This is a genomic window from Proteus sp. ZN5 (assembly GCF_011046025.1).
GTDB lineage: Bacteria > Pseudomonadota > Gammaproteobacteria > Enterobacterales > Enterobacteriaceae > Proteus.
The window spans coordinates 3,584,291-3,608,993 of record NZ_CP047639.1; the positions used below are offsets into that span (position 1 = coordinate 3,584,291).

The window sequence follows — 24,703 nt, forward strand, 5'->3', positions numbered from 1 at the left end:
ATCAGATTTAACAAAAGGATAATCAGTGACAGTAATAGCACATGCACAGGTAGCGACCCAAGAAATCTTCTTAGAGCCAGCTGACAATGCCCGTTTAATGAGCCTCTGTGGTCCATTTGACGATAATATTAAGCAACTTGAGCGCCGTTTAGGTATCGAGATTAATCATCGTGATAACCGTTTTAAACTCACGGGAAAATCATTATGTGTCAATGCAGCCGCAGGTATTTTACGTCGCCTGTATGTGGAAACTTCGCCAATTAAAGGCGTGATCCCCGATATCGACCCTGAACAAATTCACCTTGCAATCAAAGAAAGCCGTGTGCTTGAGCAAAGTGATGAGCATGTTCCTGAATTTGGGAAATCGACCAATATTCGAACTAAGCGAGGTGTGATAAAACCTCGTACACCAAATCAAGCACAATATATTGCCAATATCCAGACCCATGATATTACTTTTGGTATTGGGCCTGCAGGTACAGGGAAAACGTATTTGGCTGTTGCTGCCGCTGTTGATGCTCTAGAACGCCAAGAAGTGCGTCGTATTTTATTAACGCGTCCTGCGGTTGAAGCCGGTGAAAAACTGGGCTTTTTACCGGGTGATTTAAGTCAAAAAGTCGATCCCTATTTACGACCACTTTATGATGCGTTATTTGAGATGTTAGGTTTTGAAAAAGTTGAGAAACTAATAGAGCGTAATGTCATTGAAGTCGCGCCCCTCGCCTATATGCGTGGACGCACATTAAATGACGCCTTTATCATTCTTGATGAAAGCCAAAACACCACCATCGAACAGATGAAAATGTTCTTAACGCGTATTGGCTTTAACTCTAAAGCGGTTGTCACAGGGGACATTACCCAAATTGACCTGCCAAGAGGCAATAAATCAGGCTTACGTCATGCCATTGAAGTTTTATCTGATGTTAATGACTTAAGTTTTAACTTTTTCCACAGTGAAGACGTTGTTCGCCATCCTGTGGTTGCCAAAATTGTTATCGCCTATGAAGCTTGGGAAACGGAAGATCAAAAACGCCGCCAAGCTATCAAAGCAGAAAAAGAGAAGCTTCAGAGAGAAAATCATGAGTGAAGTTATCCTTGATTTACAAGTAGCAAGTGAAAATACGCAAGGGCTTCCTACTGAAGCCCAATTTATGACATGGTTGGAAGCAGTATTGCCGCAATTTCAACCTGTAAGTGAAGTGACTATTCGCATTGTTGATGAAGCAGAAAGTCACGAATTGAATCTCACTTATCGTGGAAAAGACAGACCGACTAACGTGCTTTCTTTTCCTTTTGAGGCTCCGCCTGAAATTGAATTGCCTCTATTAGGTGATTTGATTATTTGCCGTCAAGTAGTAGAAAAAGAGGCGGTTGAACAGAGTAAGACTGTTGAAGAGCATTGGGCACACATGGTTATTCATGGATGTCTGCATCTTTTGGGCTATGATCATATTGAAGATGATGAAGCCGAAGAAATGGAAGGTTTAGAGACAGAAATCTTACAAAATTTAGGTTATGCAGATCCCTATTTGATTGAAAAAGAGTAACAGTTCTCTTATTTTTATGATAAATACTATATCTAATAACCATTCAATGAGGAAAAATAGTTAAAACGCCATGAGCGACGACCAATCTTCGAGTAACGATAACCCTGGTCCTAAGAAAGGGTTTCTCACACTGCTTAATCAGTGGTTCCACGGTGAACCTAAAAACCGTGATGATCTGATGGAGCTTATCCGCGATTCTGAACAGAAAGAATTAATTGATCCTGACACCCGCGACATGCTTGAAGGGGTAATGGATATTGCTGAACAACGCGTTCGGGACATAATGATCCCTCGCTCTCAAATCGTCACACTAAAACGCAATCAAACCCTTGATGAATGTTTAGATGTGATAATTGATTCAGCACATTCCCGTTTCCCTGTCATTAGCGAAGACAAAGATCATATTGAAGGCTTATTAATGGCAAAAGATTTACTGCCATTTATGCGTACTGACGCAGAGCCATTTAGTATGGATAAAGTATTACGCTCTGCTGTTGTTGTGCCTGAAAGCAAACGGGTTGATCGCCTATTAAAAGAGTTCCGCTCTCAACGCTATCATATGGCGATTGTGATCGATGAATTTGGAGGCGTATCTGGGCTCGTCACAATTGAGGATATTCTTGAACTTATCGTAGGCGAAATTGAAGATGAGTATGATGATGAGGATGATATTGATATTCGTCCGTTAAGTCGTCACGCTTACTCAGTTCGAGCTTTAACCCAGATAGAAGATTTCAATGAAGCGTTCGGTACACATTTCAGCGATGAAGAAGTTGATACAATTGGCGGTTTAGTTATGCAAGCCTTTGGTCACCTTCCTGCTCGTGGTGAAACTATTACTATTGATAATTACCAATTTAAAGTTGTTATGGCAGATAGCCGTAAGATCATTCAGGTTTATGTGCATATTCCCGATGATGCACAAATCCCTGAACTAGGTAATGATGCATAGGATATCAATGAATAAGATCTCTTTCTTAAACCGCCAGTGGGTTCGCGCCCTTCTGGCGGTTTTTTTCGGTGCCATTGGCACATTAGCATTTTCGCCATTTGATTTTTGGCCTGCAGCGTTAATTTCACTACTCGGCTTATTACTGATAATCACTCACCGCACAACTCGCCAAGGCGCATTCCTCGGGTTTGCTTGGGGATTTGGGTTATTTGGTAGCGGTGTAAATTGGGTTTACGTCAGTATCGCTGATTTTGGTGGTATGCCTTTGGCGATAAATATCTTTTTAGTGATTTTATTAGCACTCTATTTATCACTCTACACTCTGTTATTTGCAGGATCACTGAATAAATTTTTCCCAAAACCAACACTCTGGCGGTTTGTCTTTGCAGCCCCTGCGCTATGGCAGTTCACCGAATTTTTAAGAGGTTGGGTATTATCAGGCTTTCCGTGGTTGCAGTTTGGTTATAGCCAGATTGATGGCCCATTAAAAGGTATTGCACCTATTTTTGGTGTCACCATGATAACGCTACTTTTAACCGCTATTAGCGGATTAATTGCATTTGCAATCTATCGTAAATCAATTTATAGCCTTGTGGTTGCACTGCTTTTATTAGTATTACCTATCAGCTTTAAATCCTATCAGTGGTATCAACCTTTACCTGATGAAACGCAAGAAATTGCATTAGTCCAAGGTAATATCGCACAATCTTTAAAATGGGAACCGGGTACACTAGAAAGCACACTAAAAACCTATCTCACCTTAAGTCGCCCTTTTATTGGTAATGCAAATCTCATTATTTGGCCTGAATCTGCGATCCCTGATGTTGAAATTCAACAGCAAAACTTTTTAGCAGAATTAGATAAACAATTAAGAGAGCAAGATACCCATTTAATGACGGGAATTATTGATGCTCGGCCGACATTAGAAGGCTATCGTTTCTACAATAGTGTCATCACATTAGGTGAACACTATGCTTATCAATACCCAGCGACCGATCGCTATAATAAACATCATCTTGTTCCTTTTGGCGAATATGTGCCATTAGAATCACTCTTACGCCCACTCGCCCCTTTCTTTAATTTACCGATGTCATCATTAAGCCAAGGTGAATATGTACAGCCTCAGCTGACAGTCAATGACGCCAAAATAACCGCTGCTATTTGCTACGAAATTATTTTAGGTGAACAAGTTCGTGCTAATTTCCAACCTGATACACGGTTCTTATTAACGATTTCTAATGATGCGTGGTTTGGTAATTCAATTGGCCCTTGGCAACACTTCCAAATGGCAAGAATGCGTTCTCTAGAGTTAGGAAGACCATTATTACGCTCGACGAATAACGGTATCACCGCATTTATTGCTGCCAATGGTGATGTCATTTCTCAACTTCCTCAATTTGAAGAAGGTGCTTTAGCGGAAAAAGTGACACCAACAACAGGACTAACTCCTTATTACAAATGGGGTAATACACCATTGTGGATATTGGTTGGATTATTTTTTGTCATCGCCTTTATTAAACGCCGTAATTAAAATGAATAAAGCCCAACCCTATTAAGTTAATATTAATTAGGTTGGGCTTTTTCTAATAAGAGAGCTTTTTCATGGATCATTATCCTGAACATATTCTCGATGCCATTTGGCAAAGAGCTAAAGAAATATCAACAGATAATGAAACAAAGGGCTTTCGTACAGATAAAGAAAATAAATGGATCCAACGCCAGATGTTCAATCAACAAGAACATGAATTTGGCTGGGTATTGTCAAAAAAACCAGAGTCAATTAGCCAACTTATTGAAGACAAAACCATTGTACCTGTGCATTGGAAAACAGCGATTATCGATCAACAAAAACAAGAAGCTGAGTCTAAACGCGTTAATGTCACTCAACTTGACCAATCTGCACTATCCCAATTAATTCAGTCATCCGCAGATATTCAATCTTATTGGCAATATGCCCATAAAATTTCCAGCGATAACGAAGAAAAGGGTTTTCGTAAAGATTATTACGGTTATGTTATTCAGCAAAATGCGTTTAGAGATAAACAGCATCAATATGGCTGGACATTAGCTCAATTAACCCCTGCTAATAAAAATAATGACCCCGTTATTCCTATTAATATTGTGCCAATACATATTAATACTGCAAAACGCATTGCCGATGAAAAGGCATTAATTGCCCAAAATACCCAAGAAGCAAAAATTGAACGCAGACGTAAAAATATTATTTATGAAATAATCTATTTTATTGTCAGCTTACCCAGCACCCTTTTTTCTTTACTAAAATTCTGATAGCTAATTTAGATAGACGCCCACCATAAACGTAGTTTTAATCCCCACGAAGATGACCAACCACTTGTAAAGCCTACCATTTCTCCTTTATAAACAATAACAAATGAAGGTGTTGCACTAATTTCCCACTGTTGAGAAATATCCCCTCGACTATCATTTATGACAGGAAAAACCAGTCCTTTAGATTGAATACCGCGCTCTAACTTTGCGTTATCACCAGAACGGATCGCAACAGATGTCACGTTGTAACCATCTTGTGCTAACGAATTTACTGATGGTGTTGTTAGTTTACAAACCCCACACCAAGTTGCCCAAAAATAGATTAATAAGGGCTTTTCAGCACTCAATTCAGCCAATGAAACAACTTTATTATCAACCGTATAAAACTCAGGTAAATTCGTTAAGGATGGTGGCGTAGGTTGTCGCCACCAATCCATTGCAAAAGAAGCTATAACGAAAATGACAACCAGAACAATCAGTTCTTTACTCCACTTTCGTAAGCGACTACGCATTATTTTTTCACTTTATCCAGTTGTTCTTTTACAATCACTTCTAGCTGAGCGTAATCAACGGCACCCGGAATAACCATATCGCCAACGACAGTTGCAGGTGTACCTTGAATACCTAATTTACGAGAAAGATCTAAGTTATTTTGTAACGCTTTTAAGCTTTCATCCGTTAATTTCACTTTGCTTGTATTGGTTGTTTTCATTGCATCATCAATACTTGCATTATCTAACATTGTTTTCTTCTGCATTAAACGCTGGTGTAATGCTAAGAATGCTTTTGGATCTTCTTTCCAAACTGAAAGCACAGCTTGAGAAGCTTTTGCAGAACTTTCACCTTTAAATGGCAATGGTTTAATCACCACGGCAACTTCAGGATAATCTTTTGTGATTTGTTCTAATAATGGGTCGAAACGTTTGCAGTAAGGGCAGTTATAATCAGTAAAAGAAACCAACACTAACTTAGCGTCTTTTGCACCAATTCGAGGACTTGCAGCATCATTATATAACGCGTCGTGCTCTGCACTTAATGCAGTACGGAATTGAGCTTGTTGCTCATCTGCTTTTTGTGCTTGTAATGCAGTGATAGCTTCTTCCAGAATTTCTGGGTTTTTGATCAACGTATCACGAACCAGCGCGCGAACTTCTTTTTCCTGATCAGCACTTAATGCCGCAGCTTGCACATTTGCACCAAAAAGTAACGAAGAGATAACCAGTGCAGAAAGTGTTTTTTTCATTATTGGGCTCCTTTAGCCTCTGAAAGAACTGTCAATGTTGAATCTTTATTTAAAATAGGGGGTAAAACCACGCCATCTTTATGGCAAGGTCCATAAACTTGGTTAAAGGGTACTGCAACTTGACCACGTTGTTTTAAAAACTGAGTGATTTTATCAGAGGGTTTAGTCCAATCCCCTCTTAATGCGACAACATCTGGCGCTGAAAGTGCAGCCTGAATCTCTTCTCGCAATAATACATTGTATTTGTTTGCTTTGCAGGTTACACACCAATCTGCTGTTACATCGACAAATACACGTTTATTATCTGCTAATGCTTGGTGTATCGCTTCTTCTGATAAAGGTTGCCAATTTATCGTATCTTGACCTGCGAGTGTTTGGCTTGCTGGTTGCTCAACAAATAGGTAGGTGCTTCCTCCTAAAAAGAAGGCAATAACAGCCGAAATAAATACCGTTTTTTTGCCATAATGCCGAGCTATCGCAAACAATAAAAGCAGAGTAATGGCAATAAAAATAGCCATTACGATTGGCAATCCTAGATGTGGAATAAGTAATGTAATTAACCAAATACTGGACAATAACATCATAAAGCCTAAAACCACTCTTAGGCGATTCATCCATTTGCCCGGTTTTGGTAGCGCTTTAGCGATAGATGGAAATATAGCCACTAAGATCCAAGGCAAACTCATTCCAATCCCTAGAGCGGTAAAAATAAGCCATAGTTCATTTAGAGGCGCAATAAGTGCATAAGCGACAGCGGTTCCTAAAAATGGTGCTGAACAAGGTGTTGCGAGTAAAGTTGCAAATGCACCTTCCCAAAAGTGTCGGCTATATCCTTGTCCACCTGCTGTTGCCATTTTAGTATTTATATTGCTACTTAAACGCAGTTCAAATAATCCAAATAGATTTGCAGTAAAAATAGCAGTAACTAATACCATAAAACCAATAAACCAAGGACTTTGGAATTGAATTCCCCAACCTAAGGCTTCTTGGCTATAACGTAAGCCTGTCATAAACAGAGCTAGCGCCCAAAATGAAACTAAGATGCCTAGAACAGAAACAGAAAATTGCTTGCGAATAACGCCTTTATCACGATTTTCAAGATGAAGAATTGACCCCATTTTCATCGCAAGTACAGGTAATACACAAGGCATCAAATTCAGAATTAAGCCACCCAATAGCGCAAAAGCAAGAATACTCCAAAACCCAACACCTGAATTGGAGGCGGGAGCAATCTCTGCTCCTCCATGCCCTATGGTGTCATTAACTTGGCGAGAAAAATCTTGGTCAGTAATAACAAAAGAAAGCACCTTACCAGAGATATCACCAGCAGCATCGCCCCAATCATCAGTCACATCAACGGTGACAAATAGGTTTTTATCTTGATGATTTAATTTTGGAATGCCATAAAGCATACCTTCGGGAGGATCGAGATAAATATTAGGTTTAACCCAAGTGCCTTGCTCTCTTTGTAAAGAGATTGTGAGTTGGCTATTGTTATAACCAGAAGAAACTGATGATACTAATCCTGTTCCAACAGGAATTTTTGCCATTGCCTGATTATATTGCCATTCAAAATCAGCAGGCACAGGTTCAGTAAGATCCAAGTCTAAGGTGTAGTCAGTCAGAATACAGACATTACTGCATGTGGATAAAGTTAAAACTCCTGTTAAGCGATCAGTTTGAACAGAAGATAACTCAATAGGAAAAACGACTTGTTTATCATACCCTTGAGTATGAATACCCGCCACATCAAAAGCTGAAGGTGATGGCCAATGCCAAGTTATTGCACTTACATCTTGCGACCAATTAATTTCAGGGGCAACACCACCTTCTCCTGGAGAACGCCAATACGTTTTCCATCCAGACTCAAGCTGTACCTCAAGTAAAACTTTCACGTCACCCGCTGGGGACTTTTGTGCTGTCGCCCTAACTTGTGCATGAGAATTATCAGGTGTGGTTAACCAACCTGTATCTGCTGCTTGAGAGGTAGATAAAGTAAATAGCGTTAGTATCAACGCCATAATAAAAGAACGAAACATAACAACTCCCTAAAAATTCCTACAACGCTACACATAGAGCTACGCCCAAATTAGACGCGCAATCTTTTAGCTAAAAGGAAATTTCTAATCCCTCAAAATACAATAATGAAGGTGAAGTCTAATTGGTGGAGGTGGATGATGGTGTTTTTTCTGATTACGCTGACGCGACACATAAATGGCAGCCATGCTTAACAATAGCAATACAGCCCATGAATGGAAAAATGGCTCAATGGTTAATGGAGGAACTGATAATAATGATTTGGCGCTTAATTCACAGGTAGATAATGAATAAGTGTGCTCTGTTGCACTATTCTCATCAGCAATCGGTGTTGATAGTGGATATTGTGTTTGAGAGACAGCCGTTGCTAAGCGCTCACTAATGATGTGGGCACCTAATGAACGCTGAACAATGCAACACAAGATCAGCAAAACTGTTATCACCACTAGCCAGCGACCTGACCGCCAATTACTCATAGATGTTCCTCATCAATATGACCCGCTATCTTAACGGTAATCCACAGACAAACAACTCCTTAAGACAAACTTTACAAATCCCTACTTAGTTTATTTTTCTCATTATCTTAATTTTTCATCTTTAACCTTTATTTCTATAAGGTTTCTACTACAATAATTTTAAATATTGAAAACAACTTCCAAAAAAATAATCAACTACATTTGATTTCATTCTTTTATTGGGAGATACCTCTCGTATTTCACAAATTGCACTTCCCAACAGTATGTTATTTGTTCTATCTATTAACATTATCAAAACAAATTAAAACAAAAAAGCAACACCAAGCAAAACACAAATATCATTTATCATCACGACAGGAGTTATTATGCGCATGCGTAAACTAGCATTATCATTAATGATCTTAGGGGCTGCAGGAGCTGTGCAGGCAGAAGAACTCACTGGAACCTTAAAGAAAATCAATGACAACGATATTATCATCGTTGGACACAGAGAATCCTCTGTTCCTTTCTCTTACTATGATAACCAACAAAAAGTGGTTGGTTATTCTCAAGACTACTCCAACCTCATTGTACAGGCTGTGAAAGACAAAATAGGCAAACCAAACTTACAAGTTCGCCTCATTCCTATTACTTCTCAGAATCGTATTCCATTATTACAAAATGGCACATTTGATTTTGAGTGTGGCTCAACCACCAACAATGAAGCTCGTCAACAACAAGCTAGTTTCTCTAATACTATTTTCATCGTAGGTACTCGTTTACTAGCGAAAAAAGACAGTGGAATTAAAGATTTCGCTGACCTATCCGGTAAAAATGTTGTTGTAACATCAGGAACAACGTCTGAAATGTTACTCAACAAATTAAATGATGAGAAAAAGATGAATATGCGCATTATTAGCGCAAAAGATCATGGAGACTCATTCCGTACACTTGAATCAGGTCGTGCCGTTGCCTTTATGATGGATGACGCATTACTGGCTGGTGAACGAGCTAAAGCGAAAAAACCGGGCGAGTGGGAAATTGTAGGAACCCCACAATCTGAAGAAGCTTATGGTTGTATGTTGCGTAAAGATGACGCTCAATTCAAAGCGTTAATTGATGAAACTATCGCTAAAGCACAAAAATCAGGTGAAGCAGAAAAATCGTTCAGTCGCTGGTTTAATGCCCCGATCCCACCTAAAAATCTTAACTTAGAATTCACCATCTCTGATGAAATGAAAGCATTATTTGCATCACCAAATGATAAAGCGTTGAATTAAAAACACATAAGCAGTTGATGCAAAATAAATAATTATAAAGTATCTGTTGGACAGACAGATCAGTGAAGTTTGGGGCAGCCGTTCCCTGCCCCTATTTTTCACCGGAGGTGAAATCATGTCGATTGATTGGGATTGGGGGATATTCCTCCACGAAGCCCCATTCGGAAACACCACATACTTAGGATGGCTGATTTCTGGCTTCCAAGTCACCATTGCCTTATCTCTATGCGCTTGGGTTATCGCCTTTCTTGTCGGTTCTTTATTTGGAATTTTACGTACCGTACCTAATCGTTGGCTTTCAAGCTTAGGCACTGTTTATGTTGAGTTATTCCGTAACGTACCACTTATTGTTCAATTTTTTACGTGGTATCTCGTCATTCCTGAACTATTGCCTCAATCTATTGGCGACTGGTTTAAAATGGACTTAGCGCCAAATGTGCAATTTTTTGTCTCATCAGCACTCTGCTTAGGTTTATTTACCGCAGCGCGTATGTGTGAACAAGTTAGAGCCGCAATAAACTCATTACCTCGTGGTCAAAAAGCCGCAGGTTTAGCATTGGGCTTAACTTTACCTCAAACCTATCGTTATGTTTTATTACCCAACGCATACCGTGTCATTATTCCACCAATGACATCCGAAATGCTCAATCTCGTGAAAAACTCAGCGATTGCTTCTACTATCGGACTTATTGATATGGCGGCACAAGCGAATAAGCTACTCGACTATTCAGCAAAAGCGTATGAGTCATTCACTGCAATCACGCTGGCCTATGTATTTATCAATGTCATCATTATGCTAATAATGCATTGGCTTGAAAAACGCGTTCGCTTACCCGGCACAACAGGAGGTCAATAATGTACGAATTTGACTGGAGTTCTGTTGTTCCAAGCCTACCATTTTTAGTCGATGGAATGGCTATCACACTAAAAATCACTATCACCGCTATTGTGGTTGGTATTTTATGGGGAACGGTGCTCGCCGTTATGCGCCTATCTACCTTTAAACCTATTAGCTGGTTTGCCGCCGCTTATGTTAATACCTTTCGTTCTATCCCATTAGTCATGGTATTGCTGTGGTTTTATTTAATTGTGCCTAACATATTACAAAATGTTCTAGGACTTTCACCAAAAAGTGATATCCGTTTAATTTCAGCAATGATAGCGTTCTCTTTATTTGAAGCGGCTTATTACTCTGAAATTATAAGAGCAGGTATTCAAAGTGTTAGCAAAGGGCAATTTTCTGCCTCACTCGCGTTAGGTATGACCAAGTCACAAACAATGCGTTTAGTGATCCTACCTCAAGCCTTTCGAGCCATGATCCCGCTTTTACTAACTCAAGGAATTGTATTATTCCAAGATACATCCTTAGTTTACGTTTTAAGTCTTACTGACTTTTTCAGAACAGCGGCAAATATTGGAGAACGAGATGGAACACAAGTTGAGATGATCCTCTTTGCTGGTTTTGTTTATTTTGTCATTAGCTTCGCCGCTTCGATGTTAGTGAACTTTCTTAAAAAAAGGACTACCTAGATGATTTCCCTAAAAGACGTATCCAAATGGTATGGTCAGTTTCAAGTACTGACTGAATGTTCCACTGAAGTTAAAAAGGGGGAAGTTGTTGTTGTCTGTGGGCCTTCTGGTTCAGGTAAATCAACACTGATCAAAACAGTGAATGGCTTAGAGCCTATACAACAAGGCGAGATCCTTGTTAATGAAATCAAAGTAAATGATAAACATACTGATCTTGCTAAATTACGAGCAAAAGTGGGTATGGTATTCCAACATTTTGAACTCTTCCCTCACCTCTCTATTATTGAAAACCTTACACTGGCACAAGTTAAAGTGCTTAATAGAGAGAAAACTGCCGCAAAAGAGAAAGGTTTAAAACTATTAGAACGTGTGGGATTAGCAAGCCATGCTAACAAATATCCGGCTCAACTTTCAGGTGGTCAGCAACAGCGCGTCGCCATTGCTCGCGCATTATGTATGGACCCGATTGCAATGTTGTTTGATGAACCCACATCAGCACTTGATCCTGAAATGATTAATGAAGTACTTGATGTAATGGTAGAGCTGGCAAATGAAGGTATGACGATGATGGTAGTGACCCATGAAATGGGTTTCGCTAAAAAAGTTGCTGACCGTATTATTTTTATGGATGAAGGTCGAATTGTGGAAGATAGACCTAAAAATGACTTTTTTGATAATCCAAAATCAGCGAGAGCAAAAGATTTTCTCGCTAAAATTCTGCACTAATCTCTACATCCTCTCTGCTGGCGTGCTTTTTTAGCACGTCAGCCCAAAATAATAATTTCGATTAACCTCGCAATTAAATATCAAGCAATCTTCTTTTCTCGCAACATCACTATTATTTTTTCACAAAATACGCATTTATAGTCTTTTTGCTTTAACTCTTTCCAAGATATCTCGCAATTGTCTTGAAAAAGTTATGCAAACAGTGGCTTTCATTGAGATCAATAGTTGTGGCTATTAGACAAAATCAGCTATGCTATGCAAGTCTTAATTTCATAATAGCGGTTACCCTCCGGTAGCCATTAATTCACCATAGGATTATCGGTGCCATGCAAGAACAATATCGTCCCGAAGATATAGAGCAAACTATCCAGGAACACTGGGAAAAGAACAATACATTTAAAGTGACAGAAGATAATAACAAAGAAAAATATTACTGCCTGTCAATGCTACCTTATCCTTCTGGCCGACTTCACATGGGACACGTCCGTAACTACACCATTGGTGACGTGATTTCCCGTTATCAACGTATGCTAGGTAAAAACGTCTTACAACCTATTGGTTGGGATGCGTTCGGTTTACCAGCAGAAGGTGCCGCAGTAAAAAATAAAACAGCCCCAGCACCATGGACTTACGAAAACATCAATTACATGAAAAACCAGTTAAAAAAACTGGGTTTTGGTTACGATTGGGATCGTGAAGTCACTACTTGTACTCCAGAATATTATCGCTGGGAACAGTGGTTCTTTACTAAGTTATATGAAAAAGGCTTAGTTTATAAAAAGACCTCTGCTGTTAACTGGTGCCCACACGACTTAACCGTTTTAGCCAACGAACAAGTTATTGATGGCTGTTGCTGGCGTTGTGATACCCCTGTTGAACGTAAAGAAATTCCACAGTGGTTTATCAAAATTACCGAGTATGCTGAAGAGCTGTTAAACGATTTAGATACGTTAGATGAGTGGCCTGAACAAGTTAAGACCATGCAACGTAACTGGATTGGTCGCTCAGAAGGTGTCGAAATTAAATTTGATGTTGCTGACAGCGACGACACCATGACCGTTTATACAACGCGTCCAGATACATTTATGGGAGTCACTTATGTTGCAGTTGCAGCAGGTCACCCATTAGCGCAAAAAGCTGCTCAAAATAACCCTGAAGTTCAACACTTCATTGATGAATGCCGTAATATGAAAATGGCAGAAGCCGATATGGCAACAATGGAGAAAAAAGGGATTGCAACAGGTCTTTATGCTATTCATCCATTAACTAAAGAGAAAGTCGCTATTTGGGTGGCTAACTTTGTATTAATGGAATACGGCACAGGTGCTGTAATGGCAGTCCCAGGTCACGATGAACGTGACTGGGAATTTGCAACCAAATACAACTTACCAATCAAGGCTGTTATTGCAGATGCTGAAGGTAATCAACCTGACTTATCTGAAGGTGCATTAACCGAGAAAAATAGCCTGATTAACTCTGGCGAATTCTCTGGATTAGACAACCAAGCGGGCTTTAACGCAATTGCAGATAAACTGGCACAAATGGGTGTTGGTGAGCGTAAAGTTAACTACCGTTTACGTGACTGGGGTGTTTCTCGTCAACGTTACTGGGGTGCGCCAATTCCAATGGCAACCTTAGAAGATGGTACTGTTGTTCCTGTTCCAGAAGATCAACTGCCTGTGATCCTGCCAGAAGATGTAAAAATGGACGGGATCACTAGCCCAATCAAAGCCGATCCTGAGTGGGCAAAAACCACAATCAATGGTCAGCCAGCGCTACGTGAAACTGATACTTTCGACACCTTTATGGAATCTTCTTGGTATTACGCTCGTTATACCTGCCCAGATTACGATAAAGGCATGTTAGATCCGAAAGCGGCTAATTATTGGTTACCTGTTGACTGGTATATTGGTGGTATTGAACACGCCATCATGCACTTAATGTATTTCCGCTTCTTCCATAAACTGATGCGTGATGCAGGTTTAGTGAACTCTGATGAACCAGCAAAACGCTTACTGTGCCAAGGCATGGTATTAGCTGATGCGTTCTATCACACTGGTGGAGATGGTGCTCGTCATTGGGTATCTCCTGCTGAAGCTATCGTTGAACGCGATGAGAAAAACCGCATCATTAAAGCAACTGACAGTGAAGGTCATGAACTGACTTATGCTGGCATGAGCAAAATGTCTAAATCTAAAAATAACGGTATCGACCCACAAACGATGGTTGAACGTTATGGTGCAGATACCGTTCGTTTATTTATGATGTTTGCTGCTCCACCAGAATTAACACTGGAATGGCAAGAATCTAGCGTTGAAGGTGCAAACCGCTTCTTACGTCGTTTATGGCGTTTAGTTCACGAGCACACCCAAAAAGGAGCGACACAGTCTCTTGATCTTTCTTCACTGACAGAAGAGCAAAAAGATTTACGTCGTGACTTACATAAAACGATCGCGAAAGTATCTGATGACGTAGGCCGTCGTTTAGCCTTTAACACCGCGATTGCAGCCATTATGGAGTTAATGAATAAATTAACTCGTGCAACACAAGAAACAGAACAAGATCGCGCTTTAATGCAAGAAGCATTAGAAGCCATTGTTCGTATGCTTTCTCCAATCATTCCTCATGCTTGTTTTGTTATGTGGCAGGCATTAGGTGGAAAAGAGGACGTTGATGTTGCACCATGGCCTGTTGCTGATGAAGAAGCAATGGTCGATGACACCAAGCTGATCATCGTTCAAGTGAATGGTAAAGTGCGTGGTCGAGTCACTGTTCCGGCTAATTCAGAAAAAGAATATGTTCAGGAAATGGCGACAAAAGAGTACAGTGTTGCTAAATACTTGGAAGATGTGACTGTTCGTAAAGTCATCTATGTTCCAGGAAAATTACTGAACATCGTTGTTGGCTGATAAGGAGGCCTAGTGCGATATCTACTTTCGCTATTTTTCGGTTTAGCGGTGTTAATCACCGCTGGCTGTGGTTTTCACCTTCAAGGTAAAACTCAGGTTCCAGCAGAATTAAAAACGCTTTATCTTAGCTCTGGTGACCCTTATGGCCCATTATCTCGTGTAATGCGTCAACAACTTAGACTGAGTGGTGTTCAGCTTGTTGAAAGTCCAACGGCAAATATCCCTATTCTAAAAATTGTCGGTTCATCAGAAAGTAAAGAGACCGTTTCTGTGTATCAAGACGGTAAATCAGCAGAACGTCAGTTAACATTTGTGCTTGATGCACAAGTGATTATGCCAGATGGTACGATTTACCCAATTTCATCACAGGTTTCACGTCCATTCTTCGATAACCCATTAGAAGCATTAGCAAAAGATGCTGAAAATGACATTATCAAGCAAGAGATGCGTGAACAAGCGACAGCAATATTAGTGCGTAAATTATTGGTTGTTCATAATGCTGAACGCCAAAAGAGCGCACAAGCTGAGCAGGCAAAACAGATAATCTCACCCGCCAAATGATCCGCTTATATCCAGAACAACTGAATGCGCAGCTCCAAGAGGGGCTGCGCCAAAGTTACCTACTCTGGGGTAATGAACCTCTGTTACTCCAAGAGTCTCAAGATGCTATTCAATCTGTCGCTAAATCCCAAGGATTTATCGAGCATTATCAATTTACTCTTGATAATAATACGGACTGGAATGAAATTTACTCGCTTTGTCAATCGCTAAGCCTTTTTTCTCAAAGACAATCTCTTTTACTGCATTTGCCTGCAAATGGCCCCAATGCAGCGATGTCAGAGAAACTTACTCGCCTATCTCAAGAATTACATCAAGACTTATTGTTGATTTTACGTGGCAATAAACTCACAAAAGCACAAGAAAACAGTGAATGGTTTAAAACATTAAGCCAACATGGAACCTATGTTTCTTGTCTGACACCTGAGCTTGATAAATTACCTAATTGGGTTGCGCGGCGAGCAAAACAAAAAGGGTTAGCGCTGGATGAACAAGGTAATCAATTACTTTGCTACTGTTATGAAGGAAATTTATTGGCACTAGCACAAGCCATTGAGCGCCTTTCTCTGTTATACCCTGATGGTAAGCTAACGCTCCCAAGAGTAGAAGCGGCGGTCAATGATGCGTCACATTTTACTCCTTATCACTGGGTTGATGCATTATTGGCAGGGAAAACACAACGCGCATGGCATATCTTGCAACAACTCAAAAGAGAAGACTCTGAACCCGTTATTTTACTCAGAACGTTACAACGAGAGTTAATGCAGTTGATTACGCTACATCGAGAATCTAAAACGACTTCGTTAAAAACGATTTTCGATAAACATCGAATTTGGCAAAACCGACGCCCAATATTCACAGCAGCACTACAACGTTTATCTGAACATCAACTGCTGACAGCAATACGATTACTTGCAACAATTGAAATTACTATTAAACAAGATTATGGACAGACAGTTTGGCCCTCTCTTAGTGCTTTGGGCTTATTACTTTGTGGAAAAGCATTACCAGAAGGATTTGTAAATCATGCCTAAAACCAATCACTCAACACCGTTAATTAACCAAGCCATCGCTTTATATGGTGGTACATTTGATCCTATTCATTATGGGCATTTGCGTCCTGTTGAAGCACTTTCAGGATTAATTGGTTTAAAAGAAGTGATTTGGTTACCTAACAATATTCCTCCTCATCGCCCTCAACCTGAGGCCTCTTCTCAGCAACGCCTTGAGATGGTAAGTCTGGCTCTTGAGCCATATTCTTCATTTACAGTCGATATTCGTGAACTTGAGAAGCCAACACCTTCTTATACTATTGAAACATTAAGAGACTTCAGAAAAGAAATCGGCGATAAGCAACCCTTGGCTTTTATTATTGGACAAGATTCATTACTTTCAATTAATACATGGTATCACTGGGATGAACTGTTGAGCGTATGTCATTTGTTAGTTTGCGCCCGCCCTGGCTATCAAACACATTTTGGCTCAACTCAAATGCAAACATGGCTGACCAAACATCAAACTCATCAGCAAGAAGATATTCACTGTTTACCTGCGGGTAAAATATTTCTGGCTGACACACCACTTTATAATATTTCAGCGACTGACATTCGTGCTCGTCACAAAGCAGGTTTAGATTGTCACGATTTACTACCGAACTCTGTTGAAGACTATATTCGCCAGCAACAACTCTATAAATAATAGATTAATACTAAAGTTGCTCCCTTAAATAATTAAAAGCGAACGGATAAGGCGAAAAATAGCGTTGATGGCTCAAATACTCATCAGGATAAACAGTTAACCAATATTTGAGTAAATCATAAGGTTTAGATAAAGGCACGATACCTTGATGATATTGTAAAATTGTCTGTGTCATTTCTTGTTTTTGTTGTGAGCTTAGATCCCGCTTAAAATACCCCGCCATATGCATTAACGCATTAGTTTGCCCTTCTCTATTTGCTGTAACACTGAATGCCTTCATTAGTTTTTCCTGATATTTCGATGCAACTTCTTCAAGAGGAATAGCATCAGAAATATGAGCAATATAGCGCCCTAACTCTCGATAAGCCACTTGTGAATAAGCCATAATTAAATATTTATATCGGCTATGAAATTTAACCAAAGCCCCTTTAGTTAATGATTGATTAACCTGTTGTTGGTAATCAAACAGTGTGAAAAATTGGGTAAGAAAATGGTCTAGAACAATAGGCTGTAAAAATTGATCAATATTTAGTTGAGGTAAAGTAAAATTCGGGGGTGAGGAAAGGCGGTCTCCTTTTTTTCCAACATAACCATAAAGTGGCAATAGGTTATCTCTATTTTGAGCCTCTATCTGCATAATGCCTATCTTTTCCGCCTGAACAGTATCGCAAAGCAATGCTAACTTTTCTTGTAATTGGTGATTAGTGTTACTCACAATTTCTGAAGATAGCCCGAGATAGTTTTCTTTTCTTTCCATTCTTTTTCTCTCTAATTAAAAAGTATGAGTATTAGTCTGTATAATCTAAACTTAACAAAGTGAAAACACGCTAATTAGGTATTTAATCAGCATTGACAGACGAGGTTTAGCTGTTATTCTCACCCTCTGTTCCCTTAAGGGAACTGTAAGGTAAAACTGTCGTCTAAACGGAAAAGTTCTTATCTGCCTTCTTTTTGTTATTTATTATGACGCAGTTAATGGGCATATATGAATTTTTCTAAATCAAACGTCGAAAAACAAGAAAATGAGGTTTATGTTCTTGTTATTGCTAACTAGAATTAATCATCCAGTAAAATAGATTTATTGGTATAAATTCCTTTAAAATAGCATTTATTATTTTTTCGACTGAATCAACCCATTAGATTAAAGGTGATCCTTTTGCAAGGTTCTGAATTACAGCAATTTATTATTGATAAACTTGAAGATTCTAAGGCCCAAGACATTATTGCATTAGATGTCCGCGGAAAATCAAGTGTAACTGATTACATGATTATTTGTACGGGTACATCAAGCAGACATCTCATGTCAGTTGCAGATAATCTCGTTGATGATTGCCGCGAAGCGGGATTACAACCTTTAGGTGTTGAAGGACAAGGCGTTTCTGACTGGATTGTCGTTGATCTTGGCGAAGCCATGGTACACGTTATGCAAGAAGATAGTCGCCGTATGTACGAACTTGAAAAACTCTGGAGCTGAGTTTGAAATTACAGCTCATTGCCGTTGGTACAAAAATGCCGGACTGGATACAGACCGGCTTTATAGATTATCTTAATCGGTTCCCCAAAGACATGCCTTTAGAACTTATCGAAATCCCCGCAGGTAAGCGAGGAAAGAATGCAGATATTAAACGTATTCTCGAAAAAGAAGGTGAACAGATGTTAGCCGCAGTAGGTAAAGGAAATCGTATCGTCACCCTCGATATTCCTGGCGCTCGCTGGGATACGCCCAAACTTGCAGAACAACTTGATCGATGGAAGCTTGATGGTAGAAATGTCAGCTTACTCATTGGTGGTCCTGAAGGACTAGCACCCGCTTGTAAAGCTGCGGCTGAACAAAGCTGGTCTTTATCGCCTTTAACAATGCCACATCCTCTTGTTCGTGTCGTGGTTGCAGAAAGCCTTTATCGAGCATGGAGCATTACCACAAACCATCCTTATCATCGTGAATAATCAATAAATTGGCGGGTCAGTAAGTGAAGTCAAATGGGATGAAAAGAAAAAAACGTACCCCGTTTCGAGATTATACTGCGGAATCAAAGCTATTTATCCGACGTGTGATTGTCGCATTTTCAGTAATTATTATATTGAGTGGTGTTTTGGTTTTTAACCTCAACCACTTACAGATCGCTCGCCATGATGATTATCAGACACGTTCAAATGATAACCGAATTAAATTAGTACCGATTGCTCCCAGCAGAGGCATTATTTACGATCGCAAAGGTATCCCTCTTGCGCTCAATCGTACTATCTACCAATTAGAAGTTGTGCCTGAAAAGGTAGCAAACCTACAAGAAACTCTGGAAAGTTTAAGGGATGTTGTTGACTTAACTGACGAAGATATTGCTGCATTTGAAAAAGAGCGCAAGCGCTCACGTCGATTTAGCTCTATCGCCTTAAAAACAACATTAAGCCAAGTACAAGTCGCGCGCTTTGCTATCAACCAATACCGCTATCCCGGCTTAGAAATCAAAGGCTATCAACGTCGTTATTATCCTTATGGTTCAGCATTAACGCATGTGATTGGTTACGTCGCAAAAATTAATGATAAAGATGTTGAACGTCTTGATAAAGAAGGTTTATCACCTAACTATGCTGCAACTCATGATATCGGCAAGTTAGGCATCGAACGTTATTATGAATCTACTTTGCACGGCACAACCGGCTATGAAGAGGTTGAAGTTAATAGCCGTGGTCGAGTTATTCGCCAATTACACGAACAACCGCCACAGGCAGGTAAAGATATTTATCTTACCATCGACCTTGAACTGCAAACCTATATTGAAACATTACTCACGACAAGCCGAGCTGCGGTTGTAGTAACCGATCCTCGCAATGGTGAAATTTTAGCGCTGGTATCAAACCCTAGCTACGATCCAAACTTATTTGTTGGTGGAATTTCAAATACAGAGTATCAAGGGTTACTAAACAACCCTGATAGGCCGCTGATCAACCGAACAACTCAAGGTCTTTATCCTCCTGCATCAACCGTGAAACCCTTTATGTCTGTTGCGGCATTGAGTGAAGGTGTAATCACAGCCAATACAACAATTCATGATCCCGGCTGGTGGCAACTCCCTGGCTCTGAAAAACGTTATCGAGATTGGAAGCGTTGGGGACATGGAAAACTTAATGTCACAAAATCTATCGTAGAATCTGCGGATACTTTCTTCTACCAAGTTGCTTATGATATGGGAATTGATCGTATATCAACTTGGATGAGTCGCTTTGGCTATGGCGAATATACAGGTATTGATCTCTCTGAAGAGCGCAATGGCATCATGCCAACACGTGAGTGGAAACAGCAACGTTATAAAAAGCCTTGGTATCAAGGTGACACGATCCCAGTAGGTATTGGGCAAGGTTATTGGACAGCAACGCCAATTCAAATGGCGAAAGCTTTAATGACATTGATTAATGATGGTCAAGTTAAAACCCCTCACCTACTTTACGGTACAAAACTAGGCAATGAAATGTTGCCTTATGTTGATACTGAAACCCGCCAAATTGGCGATATCAACTCAGGTTATTGGGAGCTAGCAAAACACGGTATGTATGGTGTAGCTAACTTCCCAAATGGTACGGGTCGCCGAAGTTTTGCTGATGCACCTTATAAAGCAGCAGCAAAATCGGGAACTGCACAGGTGTTTAGTTACGAAACCTACAATGCGAGTCAATTGGCAGAACATCTTCGTGACCACAAGTTAATGATTGCCTTTGCGCCTTATGATAAGCCAACTGTAGCCATCTCTATTATCCTAGAAAATGGTGGTGCAGGCCCTTCTGTCGGTGATATTACAAGACAAATTCTTGACCACATTCTCCTTGGTGATAACAACACTGTATTGCCAGCTTCTCCACCAGCACCACGTGGTTCAGAGGAATAATACTCATGACTGAAAATAATAAGAAAAAATCCTTCTGGACACGGATCCATATCGACCCGTTATTCTTACTTTGTATTATTGCGTTATTAGGATACAGCGCATTTATTATGTGGAGTGCCAGCGGGCAAGATCCAGAAATGATGCAACGTAAGTTAGGACAGATTGCTATGGGTTTCATGATCATGATAGTCATGGCGCAAATCCCACCAAGAGTCTATGAAAGCTGGGCTCCTCATCTCTATTTCTTTTGTGTTATTTTACTTATTCTCGTTGATGTCTTTGGGCAAATCAGTAAAGGAGCACAACGTTGGCTAGATTTAGGTATTGTTCGTTTTCAGCCTTCAGAAATCGCTAAAATAGCTGTGCCTTTAATGGTTGCTCGATTTATGAATCGCGATGTGTGCCCTCCTACATTGCGTAATACAGCTATTGCTCTAGTTCTTATTTTTGTACCAACATTATTAGTCGCAGCACAGCCCGATTTGGGAACATCCATTCTTGTTGCCGCATCGGGTTTATTTGTTCTTTTTCTTGCAGGAATGAGCTGGCGACTTATCACTGTGGCTATTATTCTTGTTGCCGCCTTTATCCCCATACTCTGGTTTTTCCTTATGCATGATTACCAGCAAGCACGGGTAATGATGCTTCTCGACCCTGAATCAGATCCGCTTGGGGCAGGATATCATATCATCCAATCTAAAATTGCCATTGGTTCTGGTGGATTACATGGAAAAGGATGGTTACAAGGCACGCAATCTCAATTAGAATTCTTACCAGAGCGCCATACAGACTTTATTTTTGCTGTATTGGCAGAAGAACTCGGATTAATTGGTGTTTTGATACTACTGACTCTTTATATACTCTTAATCGCGCGGGGCCTTTACCTTGCAACGAAAGCACAAAATACATTTGGTAGAGTAATGATTGGCGGATTAATGCTAATTTTCTTTGTCTATGTCTTTGTCAACATAGGAATGGTGAGTGGTATTCTTCCTGTTGTCGGTGTTCCGTTACCGCTGATGAGTTATGGAGGCTCGGCCCTGATTGTATTAATGGCAGGGTTTGGTATCGTGATGTCGATTCATACACACCGAAAACTACTATCGAAAAGTTTATAATGAGGTTTTTATGCGTCTGCAATGGGTTTTGATTGGTATCAGTGCATTGCTACTGTCGGGGTGTGTTGTTGATAAACCGAATACCAATAAACCGCCAGCACCATTACCCAATGTGCCAGCTCAACGTGTTCTCGGTGCAGAGCCACGTTACGAGCCTTATCATCCTACGGCAAATCAAGATTATCGAAAAAATGGGGTGGTTTACCGTATTGTGACTGATCCTGCAAACTTTAGTGAGCGAGGAGAAGCAGTTGTCTATGATAGTTTAGCGATGAGTCGTTTAACTACCATTGGTGAACGCGTTAATCCCTATGAATTTGCGGTCGCTCATCCTACATTACCGATCCCAAGCTATGCGAAAATCACAAACTTGCTTAATGGGCGCACAATGGTTGTACGTATTAATGACCGAGGCCCTTACGTTAATGGAAAACAGATCCAAGTCACTCCAGCGGTTTCTGATAGCTTACGTTTAATGCCGACAACTCCATTGCTTATTGAAGGGATTGTTGTTGACCAAAGTGGCCATATGAGCGGTGTTGGTACTCATGGTGCACAGATAGAAAAGAAAACGACTGCATTACCTGAGCGCCCTAATTTTAATGCTCAGCCAGCAACAGTAACACCAGCGCCATTAACAACATCAACACCCGTCAACAACAATATGCCTGTTGAGCCATCGACTCCTGCACAAGTAAAAGCGCCTACTCCAGTTCCGGCACCCGTTCCAACGCCAGTACCTGCAAAAACGGAAGCGCCAAAACCTGTATTATCCTCAAATTCCATAGCACAAGGCTTTTATGTCCAAGTTGGTGCTCTCAGTAACGAAAATAATGCACAATTTTGGCTCAATGATTTATCGTCGTTATTTAACACTCAAGGTGTGATCAACAAAACAGATGGATTATATAAAGTACAACTCGGCCCTTATTCATCTAAAGATCAAGCCGAAACGATAAAAAATAAGCTAAAACAAGTTAAAGATATCACTGGGTTTATTATTACCCAATAAAGGATAATTTTACGTAAAATCCTTTTTATATCAGCAAATTCAAGCGTAGAATCGTCTGGATTTGCTGATATTTTATTTATCAGTCCCTATTTTTCCCTGAATTTTCGGATTAAACAAACAGAATGAAACAGATACCCCCAGCAAAATTACTAAGAACAAGCCTATTAAGCGCCACTTTTGCTTTACTCACAGTAAGCCATCAAAGTATTGCGGAAGATTCCCTAAAAACAATGATACCTGCTGTTCCTAGTATCGAAGCCGAATCTTATATTCTTATTGATTATAATTCTGGGAAAGTACTGGCTGAAATGAACGCTGACGTTCGCCGTGATCCTGCAAGTTTAACCAAAATGATGACCAGTTATGTTATTGGTCAATCTATTCGTGCTGGTAAAATCTCTAATAGCGATATCGTACCCATTGGTGAAGAAGCATGGGCAACGGGTAATCCTGTTTTTCGTGGCTCTTCTTTAATGTTCTTAAAACCGGGTGATCAAGTTACCGTTGCGCAGTTAACGCGTGGTATTAACTTACAATCAGGTAATGATGCTTGTGTCGCAATGGCCTCTTATGTTGCAGGCAGCCAAGATACATTTGTGACCATGATGAACGATTATGTCAAACGTCTCGGTTTACAAAATACACAGTTCCAAACTGTTCATGGTCTTGATGCTCCGGGACAATATAGCTCGGCTCGCGATATGGCACTAATTGGTGCTGCATTAATTCGCGATGTACCCGATGAATATGCCATCTATAAAGAAAAAGAGTACACCTACAACAATATCCGTCAAACTAACCGAAATGGTTTGTTGTGGGATAGCAGTTTAAATGTTGATGGTATTAAAACAGGTCATACTGCATCAGCAGGTTATAACCTCGTTGCGTCTGCAACTGAAGGCGATATGCGTTTAATTTCTGCAGTTATGGGTGGTCATTCATCTAAAGGCCGTGATGCCGAAAGTAAAAAATTACTTACTTGGGGTTTTCGTTTCTTTGAAACCGTAAAGCCATTGCAAGTAGGTAAAGAATTCGCAGCAGAGCCTATCTGGTATGGTGAAACAGATAAAGTACAATTAGGGGTAGATAAAGATGTTTATTTAACTATTCCTCGCGGTCGTTTAAAAGATTTAAAAGCGAGCTATATTCTTGATAATGTAGAATTACATGCACCAGTGACTAAAAACCAAGTTGTTGGAACAATTAATTTTCAACTTGATGGACAAGTTATCGAACAGCGCCCGTTAGTTGTGATGAATGAAGTAAAAGAAGGCGGTTTCTTTAGCCGTATTATCGACTATATCAAATTATTATTCTCACACTGGTTTGGCTAAGACTTGAAAAAGGTAAATGTGACCACATATAATTTTTATACAGATATTGGCAGAAACACATTTACCATTCCCATATTTACCCTAATTACCAGTATCGCATTCCTTATTATGTAAGGAATGCGCTTTTTATTTGC

General features: G+C 40.0%; 24 protein-coding genes. 19 read left to right on the plus strand and 5 right to left on the minus strand.

Going from position 1 to position 24,703, the window contains the following annotated elements; all coding sequences use genetic code 11:
- The first annotated feature begins 25 nt into the window (after positions 1 to 25).
- From GTK47_RS16540 to GTK47_RS16560, 5 genes are all read left to right on the plus strand, one after another.
- Entirely contained in the window at positions 26 to 1,087 is a 1,062-nt protein-coding gene (locus GTK47_RS16540; protein ID WP_036912056.1) for a PhoH family protein, read from the plus strand.
- Positions 1,080 to 1,547: an rRNA maturation RNase YbeY gene (gene ybeY, locus GTK47_RS16545; protein WP_075671597.1), complete on the plus strand. Its 468-nt coding sequence runs from the start codon at positions 1,080 to 1,082 to the stop codon at positions 1,545 to 1,547. Before GTK47_RS16540 ends, ybeY begins: the two co-directional genes overlap by 8 nt.
- Positions 1,548 to 1,617: 70 nt before the next feature.
- A complete protein-coding gene (gene corC / locus GTK47_RS16550) occupies positions 1,618 to 2,499 on the plus strand; it encodes a CNNM family magnesium/cobalt transport protein CorC (protein ID WP_165125253.1) in 882 nt (293 codons plus the stop codon).
- A 7-nt stretch (positions 2,500 to 2,506) separates the two neighbouring features.
- A complete protein-coding gene (gene lnt, locus GTK47_RS16555; protein ID WP_165125255.1) occupies positions 2,507 to 4,030 on the plus strand; it encodes an apolipoprotein N-acyltransferase in 1,524 nt (507 codons plus the stop codon).
- Between the two features lie 71 nt (positions 4,031 to 4,101).
- A complete protein-coding gene (locus tag GTK47_RS16560) occupies positions 4,102 to 4,788 on the plus strand; it encodes a hypothetical protein (RefSeq protein ID WP_161711241.1) in 687 nt (228 codons plus the stop codon).
- Positions 4,789 to 4,796: 8 nt separating this feature from the next.
- On the opposite strand, the gene GTK47_RS16565 is transcribed toward GTK47_RS16560, so the two are convergent.
- From GTK47_RS16565 to GTK47_RS16580, 4 genes are all read right to left on the minus strand, one after another.
- Positions 4,797 to 5,300, minus strand: coding sequence for a protein disulfide oxidoreductase (locus GTK47_RS16565; RefSeq protein ID WP_165125257.1), 504 nt, complete (start codon positions 5,298 to 5,300; stop codon positions 4,797 to 4,799).
- Complete coding sequence (locus GTK47_RS16570) at positions 5,300 to 6,031, minus strand: DsbA family protein (protein ID WP_165125259.1); 732 nt, start codon at positions 6,029 to 6,031, stop codon at positions 5,300 to 5,302. Before GTK47_RS16570 ends, GTK47_RS16565 begins: the two co-directional genes overlap by 1 nt.
- Entirely contained in the window at positions 6,031 to 8,070 is a 2,040-nt protein-coding gene (locus GTK47_RS16575) for a protein-disulfide reductase DsbD domain-containing protein (RefSeq protein WP_165125261.1), read from the minus strand. The genes GTK47_RS16570 and GTK47_RS16575 overlap by 1 nt, the downstream gene beginning before the upstream one ends.
- Before the next feature lie 84 nt (positions 8,071 to 8,154).
- Positions 8,155 to 8,544, minus strand: coding sequence for a metal resistance protein (locus GTK47_RS16580; RefSeq protein WP_088493445.1), 390 nt, complete (start codon positions 8,542 to 8,544; stop codon positions 8,155 to 8,157).
- 365 nt (positions 8,545 to 8,909) lie between these two features.
- Here GTK47_RS16580 and GTK47_RS16585 point away from each other — a divergent pair, with 365 nt between their 5' ends.
- From GTK47_RS16585 to nadD, 8 genes are all read left to right on the plus strand, one after another.
- The gene (locus GTK47_RS16585; RefSeq protein ID WP_165125263.1) at positions 8,910 to 9,803 is read left to right on the plus strand and encodes an amino acid ABC transporter substrate-binding protein; all 894 of its coding nucleotides are present in this window, start codon (positions 8,910 to 8,912) and stop codon (positions 9,801 to 9,803) included.
- A gap of 115 nt (positions 9,804 to 9,918) precedes the next feature.
- Complete coding sequence (locus GTK47_RS16590; protein WP_165125265.1) at positions 9,919 to 10,659, plus strand: amino acid ABC transporter permease; 741 nt, start codon at positions 9,919 to 9,921, stop codon at positions 10,657 to 10,659.
- Positions 10,659 to 11,333: a glutamate/aspartate ABC transporter permease GltK gene (gene gltK, locus GTK47_RS16595; protein WP_006537724.1), complete on the plus strand. Its 675-nt coding sequence runs from the start codon at positions 10,659 to 10,661 to the stop codon at positions 11,331 to 11,333. The genes GTK47_RS16590 and gltK overlap by 1 nt, the downstream gene beginning before the upstream one ends.
- The gene (locus tag GTK47_RS16600) at positions 11,334 to 12,059 is read left to right on the plus strand and encodes an amino acid ABC transporter ATP-binding protein (RefSeq protein ID WP_098943889.1); all 726 of its coding nucleotides are present in this window, start codon (positions 11,334 to 11,336) and stop codon (positions 12,057 to 12,059) included. It begins immediately after the preceding gene.
- 326 nt (positions 12,060 to 12,385) lie between these two features.
- The gene (leuS, locus tag GTK47_RS16605) at positions 12,386 to 14,968 is read left to right on the plus strand and encodes a leucine--tRNA ligase (RefSeq protein WP_165125267.1); all 2,583 of its coding nucleotides are present in this window, start codon (positions 12,386 to 12,388) and stop codon (positions 14,966 to 14,968) included.
- A gap of 12 nt (positions 14,969 to 14,980) precedes the next feature.
- On the plus strand, positions 14,981 to 15,529 hold the full coding sequence (gene lptE, locus GTK47_RS16610) for an LPS assembly lipoprotein LptE (protein ID WP_165125269.1): 549 nt from the start codon (positions 14,981 to 14,983) through the stop codon (positions 15,527 to 15,529).
- Positions 15,526 to 16,560, plus strand: coding sequence for a DNA polymerase III subunit delta (gene holA, locus GTK47_RS16615; RefSeq protein ID WP_165125272.1), 1,035 nt, complete (start codon positions 15,526 to 15,528; stop codon positions 16,558 to 16,560). Before lptE ends, holA begins: the two co-directional genes overlap by 4 nt.
- Complete coding sequence (gene nadD, locus GTK47_RS16620; RefSeq protein WP_165125275.1) at positions 16,553 to 17,224, plus strand: nicotinate-nucleotide adenylyltransferase; 672 nt, start codon at positions 16,553 to 16,555, stop codon at positions 17,222 to 17,224. The genes holA and nadD overlap by 8 nt, the downstream gene beginning before the upstream one ends.
- Positions 17,225 to 17,234: 10 nt before the next feature.
- Here nadD and GTK47_RS16625 read toward each other — a convergent pair whose 3' ends face one another.
- Entirely contained in the window at positions 17,235 to 17,981 is a 747-nt protein-coding gene (locus GTK47_RS16625; RefSeq protein ID WP_165125278.1) for a DUF1722 domain-containing protein, read from the minus strand.
- Between the two features lie 390 nt (positions 17,982 to 18,371).
- Between GTK47_RS16625 and rsfS the strand changes: the two genes are divergently transcribed.
- The 6 genes from rsfS (at position 18,372) to dacA (ending at position 24,569) form a co-directional block, all read left to right on the plus strand.
- Positions 18,372 to 18,698, plus strand: coding sequence for a ribosome silencing factor (rsfS, locus tag GTK47_RS16630; protein ID WP_006537732.1), 327 nt, complete (start codon positions 18,372 to 18,374; stop codon positions 18,696 to 18,698).
- A 2-nt stretch (positions 18,699 to 18,700) separates the two neighbouring features.
- The gene (gene rlmH / locus GTK47_RS16635; protein WP_109393411.1) at positions 18,701 to 19,171 is read left to right on the plus strand and encodes a 23S rRNA (pseudouridine(1915)-N(3))-methyltransferase RlmH; all 471 of its coding nucleotides are present in this window, start codon (positions 18,701 to 18,703) and stop codon (positions 19,169 to 19,171) included.
- A 38-nt stretch (positions 19,172 to 19,209) separates the two neighbouring features.
- Positions 19,210 to 21,105 carry a peptidoglycan DD-transpeptidase MrdA gene (gene mrdA, locus GTK47_RS16640; RefSeq protein WP_165125281.1) on the plus strand — a complete coding sequence of 632 codons (1,896 nt, stop codon included), beginning with the start codon at positions 19,210 to 19,212 and terminating at the stop codon, positions 21,103 to 21,105.
- A 5-nt stretch (positions 21,106 to 21,110) separates the two neighbouring features.
- A complete protein-coding gene (gene mrdB / locus GTK47_RS16645) occupies positions 21,111 to 22,223 on the plus strand; it encodes a peptidoglycan glycosyltransferase MrdB (RefSeq protein ID WP_099075876.1) in 1,113 nt (370 codons plus the stop codon).
- Positions 22,224 to 22,233: 10 nt separating this feature from the next.
- Complete coding sequence (gene rlpA, locus GTK47_RS16650) at positions 22,234 to 23,235, plus strand: endolytic peptidoglycan transglycosylase RlpA (protein WP_165125284.1); 1,002 nt, start codon at positions 22,234 to 22,236, stop codon at positions 23,233 to 23,235.
- A gap of 122 nt (positions 23,236 to 23,357) precedes the next feature.
- A complete protein-coding gene (dacA, locus tag GTK47_RS16655) occupies positions 23,358 to 24,569 on the plus strand; it encodes a D-alanyl-D-alanine carboxypeptidase DacA (RefSeq protein ID WP_165125287.1) in 1,212 nt (403 codons plus the stop codon).
- The last annotated feature ends 134 nt before the right edge of the window (positions 24,570 to 24,703 follow it).

Coding starts and splice junctions, on each gene's coding strand:
- GTK47_RS16600 (WP_098943889.1), top strand. CDS start 11,334: ATGATTTCCCTAAAAGACGTATCCAAATGGTATGGTCAGTTTCAAGTA.
- GTK47_RS16560 (WP_161711241.1), top strand. CDS start 4,102: ATGGATCATTATCCTGAACATATTCTCGATGCCATTTGGCAAAGAGCT.
- mrdA (WP_165125281.1), top strand. CDS start 19,210: ATGAAAAGAAAAAAACGTACCCCGTTTCGAGATTATACTGCGGAATCA.
- GTK47_RS16570 (WP_165125259.1), bottom strand. CDS start 6,031: ATGAAAAAAACACTTTCTGCACTGGTTATCTCTTCGTTACTTTTTGGT.
- lnt (WP_165125255.1), top strand. CDS start 2,507: ATGAATAAGATCTCTTTCTTAAACCGCCAGTGGGTTCGCGCCCTTCTG.
- rlpA (WP_165125284.1), top strand. CDS start 22,234: ATGCGTCTGCAATGGGTTTTGATTGGTATCAGTGCATTGCTACTGTCG.
- GTK47_RS16585 (WP_165125263.1), top strand. CDS start 8,910: ATGCGCATGCGTAAACTAGCATTATCATTAATGATCTTAGGGGCTGCA.
- gltK (WP_006537724.1), top strand. CDS start 10,659: ATGTACGAATTTGACTGGAGTTCTGTTGTTCCAAGCCTACCATTTTTA.
- ybeY (WP_075671597.1), top strand. CDS start 1,080: ATGAGTGAAGTTATCCTTGATTTACAAGTAGCAAGTGAAAATACGCAA.
- GTK47_RS16565 (WP_165125257.1), bottom strand. CDS start 5,300: ATGCGTAGTCGCTTACGAAAGTGGAGTAAAGAACTGATTGTTCTGGTT.
- corC (WP_165125253.1), top strand. CDS start 1,618: ATGAGCGACGACCAATCTTCGAGTAACGATAACCCTGGTCCTAAGAAA.
- dacA (WP_165125287.1), top strand. CDS start 23,358: ATGAAACAGATACCCCCAGCAAAATTACTAAGAACAAGCCTATTAAGC.
- GTK47_RS16580 (WP_088493445.1), bottom strand. CDS start 8,544: ATGAGTAATTGGCGGTCAGGTCGCTGGCTAGTGGTGATAACAGTTTTG.
- leuS (WP_165125267.1), top strand. CDS start 12,386: ATGCAAGAACAATATCGTCCCGAAGATATAGAGCAAACTATCCAGGAA.
- GTK47_RS16625 (WP_165125278.1), bottom strand. CDS start 17,981: ATGGAAAGAAAAGAAAACTATCTCGGGCTATCTTCAGAAATTGTGAGT.
- GTK47_RS16590 (WP_165125265.1), top strand. CDS start 9,919: ATGTCGATTGATTGGGATTGGGGGATATTCCTCCACGAAGCCCCATTC.
- GTK47_RS16575 (WP_165125261.1), bottom strand. CDS start 8,070: ATGTTTCGTTCTTTTATTATGGCGTTGATACTAACGCTATTTACTTTA.
- holA (WP_165125272.1), top strand. CDS start 15,526: ATGATCCGCTTATATCCAGAACAACTGAATGCGCAGCTCCAAGAGGGG.
- nadD (WP_165125275.1), top strand. CDS start 16,553: ATGCCTAAAACCAATCACTCAACACCGTTAATTAACCAAGCCATCGCT.
- mrdB (WP_099075876.1), top strand. CDS start 21,111: ATGACTGAAAATAATAAGAAAAAATCCTTCTGGACACGGATCCATATC.